12 protein-coding genes and 1 pseudogene are annotated in these 12,597 nt (G+C 67.4%); 5 read left to right on the top strand and 8 right to left on the bottom strand.

Annotation, left to right across the window (positions count from 1 at the left end):
• Positions 1–13: 13 nt before the first annotated feature.
• The 4 genes from BN3385_RS02425 to BN3385_RS02410 all read right to left on the bottom strand — a co-directional run bounded on the left by BN3385_RS02425 (position 14) and on the right by BN3385_RS02410 (position 4,011).
• Positions 14–916: a winged helix-turn-helix transcriptional regulator gene (locus BN3385_RS02425; RefSeq protein ID WP_082690363.1), complete on the bottom strand. Its 903-nt coding sequence runs from the start codon at positions 914–916 to the stop codon at positions 14–16.
• A gap of 53 nt (positions 917–969) precedes the next feature.
• A complete protein-coding gene (locus tag BN3385_RS02420; RefSeq protein ID WP_059014717.1) occupies positions 970–2,445 on the bottom strand; it encodes a carotenoid oxygenase family protein in 1,476 nt (491 codons plus the stop codon).
• A gap of 133 nt (positions 2,446–2,578) precedes the next feature.
• The gene (locus BN3385_RS02415; RefSeq protein ID WP_059014715.1) at positions 2,579–3,343 is read right to left on the bottom strand and encodes a DUF1906 domain-containing protein; all 765 of its coding nucleotides are present in this window, start codon (positions 3,341–3,343) and stop codon (positions 2,579–2,581) included.
• Between the two features lie 2 nt (positions 3,344–3,345).
• Positions 3,346–4,011 carry a L,D-transpeptidase family protein gene (locus tag BN3385_RS02410; protein WP_059014713.1) on the bottom strand — a complete coding sequence of 222 codons (666 nt, stop codon included), beginning with the start codon at positions 4,009–4,011 and terminating at the stop codon, positions 3,346–3,348.
• Between the two features lie 110 nt (positions 4,012–4,121).
• Here BN3385_RS02410 and BN3385_RS02405 point away from each other — a divergent pair, with 110 nt between their 5' ends.
• Positions 4,122–4,916 (top strand): bestrophin-like domain, encoded by a 795-nt coding sequence (locus BN3385_RS02405; RefSeq protein WP_059014711.1) that lies wholly within the window; start codon positions 4,122–4,124, stop codon positions 4,914–4,916.
• A gap of 3 nt (positions 4,917–4,919) precedes the next feature.
• On the opposite strand, the gene BN3385_RS02400 is transcribed toward BN3385_RS02405, so the two are convergent.
• Positions 4,920–5,996 carry an NAD(P)H-dependent amine dehydrogenase family protein gene (locus BN3385_RS02400; RefSeq protein WP_502688033.1) on the bottom strand — a complete coding sequence of 359 codons (1,077 nt, stop codon included), beginning with the start codon at positions 5,994–5,996 and terminating at the stop codon, positions 4,920–4,922.
• Positions 5,997–6,083: 87 nt separating this feature from the next.
• Between BN3385_RS02400 and BN3385_RS02395 the strand changes: the two genes are divergently transcribed.
• Positions 6,084–7,031: a threonine ammonia-lyase gene (locus BN3385_RS02395; RefSeq protein WP_059014708.1), complete on the top strand. Its 948-nt coding sequence runs from the start codon at positions 6,084–6,086 to the stop codon at positions 7,029–7,031.
• Between the two features lie 98 nt (positions 7,032–7,129).
• Here BN3385_RS02395 and BN3385_RS02390 read toward each other — a convergent pair whose 3' ends face one another.
• The gene (locus BN3385_RS02390; RefSeq protein WP_059016292.1) at positions 7,130–8,128 is read right to left on the bottom strand and encodes a glycoside hydrolase family 6 protein; all 999 of its coding nucleotides are present in this window, start codon (positions 8,126–8,128) and stop codon (positions 7,130–7,132) included.
• A gap of 165 nt (positions 8,129–8,293) precedes the next feature.
• Here BN3385_RS02390 and BN3385_RS02385 point away from each other — a divergent pair, with 165 nt between their 5' ends.
• The 3 genes and pseudogenes from BN3385_RS02385 to BN3385_RS29290 all read left to right on the top strand — a co-directional run bounded on the left by BN3385_RS02385 (position 8,294) and on the right by BN3385_RS29290 (position 10,166).
• The gene (locus tag BN3385_RS02385; protein ID WP_059014705.1) at positions 8,294–8,923 is read left to right on the top strand and encodes a TetR/AcrR family transcriptional regulator; all 630 of its coding nucleotides are present in this window, start codon (positions 8,294–8,296) and stop codon (positions 8,921–8,923) included.
• A 29-nt stretch (positions 8,924–8,952) separates the two neighbouring features.
• A pseudogene (locus BN3385_RS29295) lies at positions 8,953–9,600 on the top strand (acyl-CoA dehydrogenase family protein); the annotation flags it as partial.
• A 137-nt stretch (positions 9,601–9,737) separates the two neighbouring features.
• A complete protein-coding gene (locus BN3385_RS29290; RefSeq protein ID WP_353612211.1) occupies positions 9,738–10,166 on the top strand; it encodes an acyl-CoA dehydrogenase family protein in 429 nt (142 codons plus the stop codon).
• Here BN3385_RS29290 and BN3385_RS02375 read toward each other — a convergent pair.
• Positions 10,163–11,086, bottom strand: coding sequence for a MerR family transcriptional regulator (locus BN3385_RS02375; RefSeq protein WP_082690243.1), 924 nt, complete (start codon positions 11,084–11,086; stop codon positions 10,163–10,165). The genes BN3385_RS29290 and BN3385_RS02375 overlap by 4 nt on opposite strands.
• Position 11,087: 1 nt before the next feature.
• The gene (locus BN3385_RS02370) at positions 11,088–12,596 is read right to left on the bottom strand and encodes a flavin-containing monooxygenase (RefSeq protein WP_059014703.1); all 1,509 of its coding nucleotides are present in this window, start codon (positions 12,594–12,596) and stop codon (positions 11,088–11,090) included.
• Position 12,597 lies beyond the last annotated feature (1 nt).

Below are 12,597 nucleotides of genomic sequence, written 5' to 3'. Positions count from 1 at the left end.
GCGTCGGGACCGCTCACGCGTTGAGTGCGTCAGCGTCGCGGTGCGGCACGATCTCAATGCTGCCTGCCGTCAACTGCTGTGCGCACTGGTCGCACACCAGGCTGGGCACGAAGTCTGCGCCGCAGGTGGTGTGCACCTGTACCAGTGCCGGTCCCTCAGGCGACAGGTACGTCGACTCGGCCCAGTCGATTGCCGTGGCGACCACCGGGTAGAACGCCAGCCCTTTGGGAGTGAGGTGGTATTCCGACCAGTCCGACCGGACGGGATGGGCTGCGGCCTGCAGGACACCGATCGCGCAGAACACCTTGAGCCGGTCGGCGATCACCGCCGCGGGCGCGTCCAGCCTGCTCTGAAAATCGCTGAATCTGCGGGTGCCCAGTAGCGCGGCTCCGATGATGGCTGCGGCGTAGCGGTTTCCGAAGATCGCCATGGTCTGCGGGAAGAAGCCCGCCTGATCGGCGGCGCTGGATCGCAGCCGCCTGCGTGTGGTCGCCCGCGGCACCGACCGCTGCCAGCCGCCGCTCGGCCCCCAGGTGGCCGTGATGGAGCCGACGTCAGCGGCGGTATCGCAGTCCGCACAGTGCAGCTGGGGTGCGAAGTCATTGCCGCAGCGTCGGTGCCGCATGGCTGGCAGGGTGCCGACGTGGTCGTCGACCCAGGTGCGTTCCCAATGCCAGATCGACACCAGTACCGGCCAGAGACCGCGGCAGGCCGGCGTCGGCAGGTAGCCCGCGCGCAGCGGCTGCTGCTGGTAGACCTGGCGTTCCAGCAGCCCGTCGGCCACCAGCGCCTGGAGCCGCGCCGTGAGCACCGCGTTGGAGATGGGCAACCTGGCGAAGTCGCTGAATCGTGTTGCCCCCAGCAATGATTCGCGGACAATCAACAGTGTCCACTCATCACCGAGCAGGGCGAGCATCCGCCCGATCGCGTTGGTGCCGTCCGGTTCGAGCTGGAACGGTGCGGCCTCGGTCACTGGCGGAGGTCGGCGGCGGGCACCCAGGTCGAGTGGGTACCGCTGCAGATCCGCTCCGGCAGGCGCAGCTTGCACACCGGCCCGTCACTGAGCCGGGCGGCGTCGAAGACCAGGCAGTAGGAGGCATCGTCGTTCATGTCGACGGTGAACGTCACCAGGTACCCGTCGTCCTCGCCGGTGGAACCGACGCGCGGTGCCATCGGGGTCTCGCTGCCGAAAACGCCGGGGCCGAAGGAGATTCGCTCCTCGGTTCCGGTCTTGAGGTCGTGCTTGACCAGTCCGTCGAACAGGAACCAGCCGGGTTCGCCGGTGGCCGCGTAGATGTAGCGGTAATCCTTGGTCGCGACATCGGGGTTGACCATGCCGAATTCGGTGAAGCCGTCGCTGAGCTGTTCCTCGGTGGCCTTGCCGGTGGTCAGGTTGAACCGCCAGCGATGCAGCCGGGACTCGAACCCGTCGAGCGCGAGATAACGGAAGGCCGCGTCCTCCAACGACTTCGCACCCTTGGTCGACGGCGAGGGGTTGTGCTGGAAGAAGCCGTCAAGCACGATCTCGTCGCCGTCTTCGAAGGCGTTGGTGAAGTGCAGGACATAGGTGGGATCGGTCTCGAACCACATGACCTTCGACAGGTCGCCACGGCGGGGCACCACGGCGAACCGGGACGGCATGTCGCGATAGAAGCGCGGCAGATGCAGCCCGTGCGGAAGCAGTTCCGGATCCCAGAACAGCGGGAAGTCATTGAGGATCACGTAGTTTTCGGTGTAGGCCATGTCGTGCGGCATGCGCGGCCCGGGCAGGTCCACATCGGTCAGGTGCATCAGGTTGCCGTCTTTGTCCACCGCGCCGTAGCGCAGGTAGGGCGCTTCCTTGCTGTAGCTGAAGAACAGCAGTTCGCCGGTGACGGGGTCGGCCTTGGGGTGTGCGGACACCCCCCATTCGGGGATCTGGCCGTTCCAGGTTTCCTTGCCCAGCGTCTCGCCGGTGCGCGGGTCGACGCGGTAGAGGTCGCCGCACATGAAGAAACTGGTCAGCGCCTCGCCGCGGTGCACCACGACATCCGTGCTCGACGCATCCTTCATCCTGGTGCGCGCACCCCAGCCGGTGGTGGCGATGGCATCGCCCGGTGACTCGATGAATCCCGCCCACAGCGATTTGCCCGCTTCGTTCTCGGCCAGGAAGCCGTCGGTGCGGACGAACTTGTTGTGATAGCTCGCCTTGCCGTTGCCGAAAACGATGCTGTGGATCATGCCGTCACCGTCGAACGGGTGGTAGTGGCTGATCGGCGGGTGCAACGGGTTCTCGGTGTTACGCAGGTACACGCCCTCGAGGTCGTCAGGGATCGCGCCCTGCACCACCTCGACGTCCTCGACGCTCCACTCGTTGCGCTGCGGGCGCCACGGGCCGGTGCGGTACGGATGGTCGTCGTCGGCCGGCAGCGTCGAGGCGAAGGTGGTGAGCAGTTCAGCACGCATGGCGTCACGCTACGATTAGCAGAGTCACTCTGTCAATTGAATCCTGCGACCGTGCGCGGGCTGCCCGCCGTATCGGCGTGTCACCGCGCCGACACGCACGCTCGCGGCGGAGGGGCCTGCTGCGTGCATACCGCTAGCGGGCCAGGTCCCACTGCCCGAAGTCCGGTGCCAGCACGTCGTCGACGTCGACGTGGACGCCGTCGATCATGGCGCCGGGATCCGTCGCGGTGACGACCTCGCGCTGGAACAGCACCGCGGCCGGCTCTCGCTGGCCGCCCGACCACGCCTTGGTCTGCCACGCCCAGCGAAAGCCGGGGCTGCTGGAGAACCCGACCACACCGTCGGCGATCGCCCACCCGCACTGATCCCGCCCACCGTAGATACCGGTGCGCTGGACACCGAGTACCGAGTTGATGCCCTGAAACCACTTGACGCCGAGGTTCTTCCACGCACCAGCATCGATCGGCTCGTCCACACTGAAGAAGATGGGCGCCGAGTCCGGGCCGCCCGCCGCGCCATGCAGTCGCAGTGCGGTCTGTGCGTCGGCCACCCCGCCGTCGTAGCCCCGGGTGAAGTCCGACGGCGAGTTCACCCACCCCGGCTTGCCGAACTGGTAACAGCTGACAACCTGCAGGCCCAAAGCCCGCATCCCATCGGCGAACTCGCGAGTGACCGGCTTGAAATCGAACGTGGCGCCGGGCCGCAGCTCCGAGACGTACACCAGCGCGCCGTCGAACCCGGCAGCTTTGATCTGTTCCGGGGAGACCAGGCGTTCGGCGAAGTCGATGAGCTGGAGTCCGTCGGCGCCGGCGCGCGGGAGCGCCAGACCCGCAGCCAGCGTTCCCGCGCCGGCGAGCGCCAGTTTGAAGGCGTCGCGCCGGGCGATCGAGGGACCCACGGCTAGGAACCGGCCGCGATCAGCGACGGGTCTCCCACCCCGATGGTGATGCGCGGGTCCGCGGCAGGGTCGAGCCAGGTCAGAATCGAGCGCATCTCGTCACGGCCGATCGCCACGCAACCCCAGGTGGGATTGCCGTCGGTGACGTGCAGGAAGATGCCGGCCACCTTGCCCGGGATGCGCTGCGGGTTGGACGTGATGTTCACGGCGTAGTCGTACACCGGCCCGGAGTCGTAGAGGTTCTCCGCGATCCCCGAGGGTTTGGCGGCACTACGCACATGGGTGTTGTAGGTCGGCGACTTGGCGTCCTCATCCCACCAATCGTCATCGGTGGCTTGGAAATACGGCATCTTGGTCCCTGGATCAGGTTGACGGCCGAAAGCCTGGTCGAATCCGAACGTTCCCTCCGGGGTGCGGTAGACACCGTCGGCCGGGGCGCCGACACCGAGTTCGCCGACCTTGGCCGGTGTCGGCCCGAGCACAACCTTCCACTCCGAACCGACCCGCTGGAAGGCGGTGAGGGTTCCGGTGGTGGCGCTGGCCTTGGGTACCCCGACCACAATCCACTGGGTGGGCTGGTCGGCCGCGGCGAGCGGGGCCAACGGCACGCTGGATGCCGCGAGTCCCAGCGCCGCACCGAGCGCCGCAAGTCTTCTGGACAGTCTCACAGTGCGCCCATGGTATCCGCCCGACGCAGCGCTTCCGGCGACCGAAAGAGCTTCGTTACCAGAGGGTTATTCGGTAGTCTCCGGCCAACGCGTGGACAGAAGGGGGCGCGGTGAATCCATCGCTGTTCGCCATCCTGGTCCTGGTCGGCATCGTTCTCGCCGCCGCTCTGGGGTTCCGGCTGCATCGCGTCCGAACGTTCGCCGCGTCCGACGAGGAGTCGCGGTCCTCGATGCGTATTGCGCTCGGGCTCACCTCGACGTTGACCGCCGTGGTCCTCGGCCTGGTCGCCGCGTCGGCGATGAACGACTACGAACGCGGCAACGCGATGGTCGCCGGACTGGCCGTCGACGCCCTGACCCTCGACAACATCCTCGCCAGCTACGGTCCGGACGCCGATCCGATCCGCCAGCAGGTCAAGGAGGGTCTGCAGCGCAGGATTGACACCATCCAGTCACCGGAGAAGTACGACGCGTCGGATGCCCAGACAATCGCCGGGGAACGGGGACCGGGCGGCGGGGTGGAATCGCTCTACGCCGCGGTTGCCGCACTCGCACCGAAAACTGATCTCCAACAGAAATTGCAGAGTCGCGCGCTGGACATGCTCGGCGGGGACACCACCTTCGGTGAGGGAAACGTCGCCCAGAAGCGGTGGCTGTTCTCGGTGCGGCCGGCCACGCTGCCGACCGTCTTCTTTGTCGTGGTCGTGCTCTGGATGTTATTGGAGTTCTTCACCTTTGGGCTACTCTCGCCGCGATCCCCGGCGGTCTACCTCTCGATAGGCGCTGCCGCGATCGTGATGACCACCGCGCTGTTTCTGATCATGGAACTCGACGACCCGCTCGGTGGGCACTTCCAGGTGTCGGTCGAGCCGCTGCAACGGGCGGTAGCTCTGATCGGCAAATGACGGCTAGCCGGTAGCCGGACGCAGCGCACCCCGAGGCGTGGTCAGCGGCAGGTCCAGCGACGAGACCAGGCCAGGCGGGGCCGCCACCACGTAGGGTACGGCGTTCAGGCAGCGCATCGCGGTGGCCACCATCCCTTCGTCACCCGCGCTGCCGTCGCGCCCAATGGTCAATTCGCACTGGACATTCGGGGATCCCTCGATGCTGACCCGGTAGGTGCCGTCTCGCACCGCGGTGGGCCAGTCGGGGGCGAGGTCGAGTGCCATCCGATTGACGTGCTCGATGATGATCGCGTCGCGGCCGTCGACCACGCCGATCGACTCCATACGCACCGCACCGCACGTTCCGGCCTTGATCACCCCGCAGGCCACGGTGAGATCCCTTGGTGTGATTTGGCGTTCGTAGGTTTCACGGATCTCGCCCAGTTCGACACCGAGGGCTGCGGCCACGTACTGCACCGGCGGTCCCCAAGCATGTTGCTGCACACCGGGATACTGCATCATCGGGGTGTAGTCGAGCGGATGGCCGAAGCCGAAGACATCCCGCATCATGAATTCGTCGGGATAGGTGTCGTAGCAGAAGATCTCCTGAGTACGCACCGAGGTGATGGTCCGCGACATCGTGGTCAGCAGAGCGGCCAACTGGTCACCGGCGAACCCCGGTTCCACACCGGAGGCGTACAGCGAAGCCCCGCCGTGGGCGGCCGCCTCGTCCAGTTGCGCCGTCAGATCGGAATTGAACGATCGCGGGTACACCAGGCCGGGTGTGCTGACCGTGACGACGTTGACCCCGGCCCGCAGCAGTCGGCAGTACATCGGAATGTTGACCGCGTCGAGTTCGGGGCCGGAGGCGGTATATACCGCGCAGTCCGGTTTCTGCGCGATCACGTCGTCGAGCTCACGCGTGGTGCGTACGCCGGTGGCGGTTCCGCCGAGCAGTTCGGCGACGTCGCGGTCGGCCTTGTCGGCGCTGTGCACCCACACCGACACCAGTTCCAGCCCGTCGCGCTCGAGAACCGTTTCGGCGACATGCTTACCGACTGTTCCGGTGGCGATGACGGCGATCCGCAGCGCTGGGCTCATGCGGGTCATGCTCGTCGGCGCGCGACCACGACAACAGGTCACTCCCGCTCACCGAGAGCGTCACTCGTCCTCTGCCAGACTCAAAGGATGCAACTAGTCGACGTCGACGACATCCGGGCGGCCGCCGAGCGAATCCGTGGGTCGGTGGTGCGCACACCGCTACTGCCCACGCTGTGGGGTGACCCCGAACGCCCGCTGTGGATCAAGCCGGAGAGCCTGCAGGCGATCGGGGCGTTCAAGGTCCGCGGTGCGTTCAACGCCATCGGCCGTCTCGACGACGAGGCGAAATCCCGGGGTGTGGTGAGCTATTCGAGCGGCAATCACGCCCAGGCCGTGGCGTACGCGTCGTCGCTCACGGGGATCAGCGCCCACATCGTGATGCCCGAGGAGACCCCGGCCATCAAGGTGGAGGCGACCCGCCGGCTGGGCGCCGAGGTGGTGCTGTGCGGCCCGGGCCGACGCGAGGCGGTGGCCGAGGAACTGGTGGCGACGACCGGCGGGGTGCTGATCCCGCCGTTCGACCACCCGGATGTGATTGCCGGGCAGGGCACGGTCGGATTGGAGATTGCCGAGGACCTTCCGGATGTGGCGAATGTGCTGGTACCGGTCAGCGGCGGCGGGCTGGCCTCCGGGGTCGGGACGGCGATCAAGGCGCTGTGCCCGGCTGCCACCGTGTTCGGCGTCGAGCCGGAGCTCGCGGCCGACGCCGCGGAAGGTCTGCGACTCGGACATCGGGTGGACTGGTCCATCGAAAGGCGCAACCGGACCATCGCCGACGGGTTGCGCTCGCAGCCCTCCGAGCTGACCTTCGCGCATCTGCAGCGGGTGCTCGACGATGTGCTCACCGTGACCGAGGACCAGATCCTCGACGCGGTGGCCGAACTGGCCCAACGGGTGCACCTGGTGGCCGAGCCCAGCGGTGCGGTGGCTCTCGCGGCCTACCGCAACGCCGTCCTGCCGCCCGGGCCCACCGTGGTGGTGCTGTCCGGCGGCAACATCGAACCCGCGCTTTTGGCGACGGTTCTGGCGCGCTAGACCGCTGCGACGAACGTCGCCCAGGCTGTCGTTATCGAGTGAGATCGCGAGTAACCCGCACGACAGCGACAGGATCGCTGAATCAGCGGCTCGGGAGACTAGATCCCCGCGTTGCGGGCGAGGTTGATGGCGTACTGGTTGATGAACCGGCCGGCGCCCGGTTCACCGCGGCCGCAGGAGCCGTCGGACTCGCCGGGGCGCTTGACCCACAGGAACGCGTCGATGTGGCCGTTGCCGGTGTCGGTGGTGGGTCGGACGCCGAGCGCACGGCCGGTCGGGTTGCACCAGTACATCGAGTCGCTCTCGACCGGGCCGGCGCCGTTGCGCGAGGTGTCGATGACGTAGTGGGCTCCGCCGGTCTGGCCCGAGATGGCCTCGCCGTAGCCGATCTCCTCGTCGGTGGTGAAGAAGTTGGCGGTGTTGAGGCTGAAGCCGCGGGCCTTGCCGACCCCGACCTGGTTCAGCCGGTCAGCCATCACGTCGGCACTGACCCAGCGGGAGTGACCGCCGTCGACGTAAACGGCGGTGGCCGGGTTGGCGGTCAACGTGTCGACCGCATAGCGGATCAGGTCGAAACGCTCCTGACGCGCGCTGCCGGACAAGCAGTCGGCCATGGCCAGCGCGTCGGGTTCGAGGATGATCGCGGCGGGGCCGGAGCCGATGGCGGCGGCCACGCTGTTGATCCAGCCCCGGTAGGCGTCCCCCGAACCGAACCCGCCCGCGGCGAAGTTGCCGCAGTCGCGATGCGGGATGCCGTAGAGGGCCAGCAGCGGCATGGTGCCGGCGGCCTGCGCGGTGCTGATGTATTTGGCGTCGACGGACGGGGTGGACAGCTGGTCCATCCAGTAGGCCTGCGGGGTGTTGGCGATGTAGGCCAACTCCGGGCTCGACGGGTCGGCGGCGGAGGCTCGCATGGCCGCCGAGTTGGGGTTGACGTACAGCGGCAGGCCGGCCAGCGGATTGGCCTCGTCGGCCAGCAGCGCCCACGGCCGGTCGCCGACGTGCGGCGGCCCGGAGACCAGGGCGGTGAGGGCCACGGCCATGACCGTGATGAGGGGGACGATCCATCGCGCGACTGCACCGGCAGCTGAGGACACCACGCCATGGAAAGTAACGGGGTACGTCAATATGCGCCAATTCGCCTGCGCGGGCCGGGCTGACACTGAACACCATGGGACACATCAGCCACAGGGGCCACGGCGGCTACTGGCGACGAACCTCGATAGGCAGTCAATTCTGACTGAATCTGTAGGCTTCCCGTCATGAGCGAGGTGGCGGGGCATCGAACGCACGGGGTGCGGCGCGCGGACAGCAGAGCCATCATTCTGGAGGCCGCGGTCCAGGCCCTGGTTGCGCACGGCTACGGCGGTGCGACCACGGTGACGGTGCAGGAACTGGCCGGGGTGTCCCGCGGCCGGCTGTTGCACTACTTCCCGTCGCGCGAGGCCTTGCTGGTCGCCGCCGCGCAACATCTGGCCCACGTTCGGATCGAAGAGATGGAGCGGTCCTTCGATCATGTGCCCACCGAGGCAGCCAGCGGCGCCGCCCGCATCGATTACGCGGTTGAACTGCTCTGGAGCACATTTCGACAGCCCTACTTCTGGGCCGCCATGGAGCTGTGGATGGCCGCGCGCACCGATGCCGGGCTTCGGGAGGTCTTGGCCGACAGCGAACGGCGCCTCGGCCGCGCCATCGAACATGTGATCGCGACGATGTTCGGCCCCGTCCACAGCAGCCATCCGGCCTTCGACGACCTTCGCGAACTGTTGTTCAGCAGCATGCGCGGGGTGGCGTTGACCTATGCGCTGGACGCCCGGGATCCCCGCACCGACCCGCACCTGGGACTGTGGCGCAATGCGGCCAGAGCGGCCTTGCTCTCCGATCACCAATAACAGTCAGTATTGACTGTTATTCTACGGTCATGAAGGCGATATTCGCGGTGCCCCGCACCCAGGATCAAATGACCCATGACGTGTGGCTTCCCGACGAGATCGTGGCGCTGCGATCCGAGGCCAGAGCCGCCGTGGAGAAAGCGGTCGCGCCGCACGCCCGGGAGATCGGGCAGGCCCGCGAGTCCGTCGACAGCTTTCCGTGGGCTGCGTTCCGCGGATTGGCCGACGAGGGCATGTTCGCAGTGCCGTTCGGGGCCGACTACGGGCGCGGTCTGGAACACCCGATGCTGGGCACCTGCACGGTGGCCGAGGAGATCGCCTACCACTCGTCATCGATGGCCGGTGTCTACGACGGTCAGTGCCTCCTGGTGCCGCAGACCCTGCAGTTCGCCAGCGAGGAGCTGCGCGCGCGACTGATCCCGGAACTGGTGAGCGGCCGGGTGGCGTTCTCATTCGCCACCACTGAACCGGAGTCCAGCTCCGACCTCACTCCCGAGCGCCTTCGGACGGTGGCCGAAGAGACCGCCGATGGGTTCATCCTCAACGGCTGCAAGCGATGGATCACCAATAGTGTTGTCGCGGGCTGGGTTTCGGTGCTCGTGCGGGCAGGCGCCGACAGCAACCGGGCCTCGATGCTGCTAGTGGATCTGTCCTCACCGGGCGTCCGGATCGGCACACCCGACATCAAGATGGGCCACCGCGGCCAGATCACCGCCGACATCGTCTTCTCCGACGTGCACGTGCCCAGGATCAACCTGCTGGGCACCGTGGGCGGCGGGATGGGTGTGGCGCTGTCCGCCCTGGTGCGGCGGGGGTGGGCGTGGCACAGGCAGCGCTGGATCTCGCGGTCCACCGCCTGCGCACCCGACAGGTGTTCGGCGGCCCACTCGGTGCGATGCAGCACTGGCAGTTCGTCATGGCGCAGCGCGCTACCGAGATCGAATGCGCACGCACGCTCTATCAGAAGGCGGCCACCCTGATCGACCGTGGTGATCGCGCCGCCGAGCCCGAAGCAGCCATGGCCAAGGCATACGGCACCCGGCTCGCCAATGACCTTGTCCGCGAGGCTATTCAGATTCACGGTGCGCTCGGTTTCGCCCAGCAGGTCGGTGAGACCGGCGAATCGGTTCGCCTCGAGGAGATGTACCGGGACGCCAAGATCCTGGAGATCTTCGAAGGGGCCAACGAACTTCAGCAGTGGATCATCGCGCGGCAACTGATCGGCCGCGACGTCACGGGCTAGCCGGCGTCGCCCGACTCGTCGGCGGTGTTCTCGATGGCCGCGGCCAGGATCGTCGCGATCTCGGCCTCCACGGCGGACTCGATGGAGAACGCCAACGTGGCCGTCACCGCCGCCACCGCCTGGGTGCGGAAGCGCACCAGCATCGTGATCAGCTCCGCCATCTCCGGATCGGACGGCAGCGGTGCGCCGGGAGCCAGCCGGTTGGCGAGGTGGTCAACACCGGCGCGGACCAGCTTGGCGCTGATCTGGTCGATCAGCGGAGCGATCTGCTCGTGGAGGTCGATGAGGGTGTCGGTCGCGACACCGTATTGGCGGACCTCGTTGAACGCTTCGAGGAGCTTGGGCCGCACAACGGTGGCGTCGGTGCCGTCCTCGTCGAGCCGGATCAGGCCCAACTCGACCATGCGGTCGAATCCGGCGTCGTCGTCGACCAGTCGGCGCGCCTGGGTCAGGCTCATCCGCTCCGGCTTCTCGGCCGCCCAACTGCCGGCGATCGCCGACTCCACCCCCAGGACGTCGCCGAGGTTCTTGCCCTGCTGCCAGGCCGAGAGCATCTCGTGCACGTGGGCGATGGTGTAGCCACGATTGAGCAGCGAGGTGATGAGCCGAAGCCGGGTGAGGTGGGTGTCGTTGAACAGAGCGATCCGCCCGACCCGCAACGGCGGATGCAGCAGGCCGCGATCCCGGTAGACCCGGATGTTGCGGGTGGTGGTGCCGGCCAGCCGCGCCAGCTCGTCGATCCGGTACTTGCCCGAGGCCACCTCGCCGTGCGGCTGGACTGCCGCGTCGAACAGCTGAGAGACCGCGGTCTCGATGACATCGCGGGAACCGCGCCGGATCTGCCGGGGGGCGCGACGGACCCCGGCCAGGATGGCCGAGATCGCACCGGTCTGAGCGCGGGGCTGCTTGGGCTTGGACATGTCAGGCCGACGAGGCGACGGCGTGCGCGGGTGTCCGCGCGACCGCGACGTAGTCGGACTGCTGGAATTCCCGCATCTGTCGAAGATACTGCGTGGCAAACCCGGGATACATCGTGGCGTTGAACCCGTCGGCAGTCAGATACCAGCTGGTGCACCCGGTCATCCAGGTCGTCTTGCGCAGCCGCCGCTGCAACTGCTTGTTGTGCCGGTACTGCACCTCGGCCCGCACGTCGAGATAGCGGAGGTCCTCGCGCAGGATGCGGGTGATCGCACTGACGGCGTAGTGCAGTTGGCCTTCCACATAGACCAGCAGCGAGTTGTGCCCTGGACCGGAGTTGGGTCCGGTCATGAAGAACAGGTTCGGGTAGCCGCTGGACTGGATGCTCTTATAGGCCTGCGCGCCGCGGCGCCACTCGTCGCCCAGCACACGTCCGCCCAGTCCGGTCACCGGGTACGGCGGACCGCCGAGATGCACGTCGTATCCGGTGGCGAAGACGATGGCGTCAAGGTGGTGCTCGATACCGTCGCTGGTGCGGATGCCGGCCGGACTGAGCGTGGCGATCGGCCAGTCGATGAGCTTGCAGTTGTCCCTCTGCAGGGCCGGGTAGTAGTCGCTGGAGACCAGCAGCCGCTTGCAGCCCGGGGTGAAATCGGGCGTGAGCTGGCGACGCAGCCAGGGATCCTTGACCTGCCGGCGCAAGTGCGCCTTGCCCAACCGGGCGACCAGCCCGGTCAGCGGGGTGTCCCAGACCATCGCGGTGGCGCTGGCCTCGTGACCCCAGAACAGCAGCTGTCGTGCCAGCTGTTGGCTGGCAGGCACTTTCGCGAACACTGTCTGTGCCGCGGCAGGCATGGGCACATCGAGGCGGGGGATCACCCACCCCGGGGTGCGCTGGAAGACCTTGACGAACTCGGCCTTCTTGACCAGCTCGGGCACGATCTGGACGGCGCTGGCTCCGGTTCCGATGACGGCCACCCGTTTCCCGGCGAAGTCGTAGTCGTGGTCCCAGCGGGCGCTGTGGATCTTGTGGCCCTGATAGGTGTCGAGGCCCCGGATGTCGGGCCAGCTGTGGTCGGACAGCGGACCGGAGGCCAGGATGACGGTCCGCGCCTCGAAGGTGCTGCGGGAGTTGGTCGCCACCGTCCAGGTCCCGGCATCTTCGTCGAAGGACAGGCCGGTGACCTCGACGCCGAACCGGATCTGCTCGCGCAGCTCGAAGGAGTCGATCATGTCGTCGATGTGGCGGCAGATCTCGTCGGCCGGCGAGTAGGCGCGCGACCAGTTCGGGTTGGTGACGAAGGAGAACGAGTAGAGGATCGACGGGATATCGCATGCCGCACCGGGATAGGTGTTGTCACGCCAAGTTCCGCCGGCCCGGTCGCTGCGCTCGAGGATGACGATGTCGTCGATGCCGGCCTCGCGGAGCTTGATGGCCGCGCCGACACCGCTGAACCCGGCGCCGACGATGAGGGTGTCGTAGACCTTGGTGGCCACAGTCGTCGTCGCCATG

Origin of the sequence: Mycobacterium sp. M26, from assembly GCF_001494595.1 — a bacterium.
Classification (GTDB): domain Bacteria; phylum Actinomycetota; class Actinomycetes; order Mycobacteriales; family Mycobacteriaceae; genus Mycobacterium.
The sequence above is the reverse complement of the archived record's forward strand: the minus strand, read 5'-3'. Positions and strand labels throughout refer to the sequence as shown.

Coding starts and splice junctions, on each gene's coding strand:
- BN3385_RS02400 (WP_502688033.1), bottom strand. CDS start 5,996: ATGAGCCCAGCGCTGCGGATCGCCGTCATCGCCACCGGAACAGTCGGT.
- BN3385_RS02395 (WP_059014708.1), top strand. CDS start 6,084: ATGCAACTAGTCGACGTCGACGACATCCGGGCGGCCGCCGAGCGAATC.
- BN3385_RS02385 (WP_059014705.1), top strand. CDS start 8,294: ATGAGCGAGGTGGCGGGGCATCGAACGCACGGGGTGCGGCGCGCGGAC.
- BN3385_RS02370 (WP_059014703.1), bottom strand. CDS start 12,596: ATGGCGACGACGACTGTGGCCACCAAGGTCTACGACACCCTCATCGTC.
- BN3385_RS02425 (WP_082690363.1), bottom strand. CDS start 916: ATGCTCGCCCTGCTCGGTGATGAGTGGACACTGTTGATTGTCCGCGAA.
- BN3385_RS02375 (WP_082690243.1), bottom strand. CDS start 11,086: ATGTCCAAGCCCAAGCAGCCCCGCGCTCAGACCGGTGCGATCTCGGCC.
- BN3385_RS02420 (WP_059014717.1), bottom strand. CDS start 2,445: ATGCGTGCTGAACTGCTCACCACCTTCGCCTCGACGCTGCCGGCCGAC.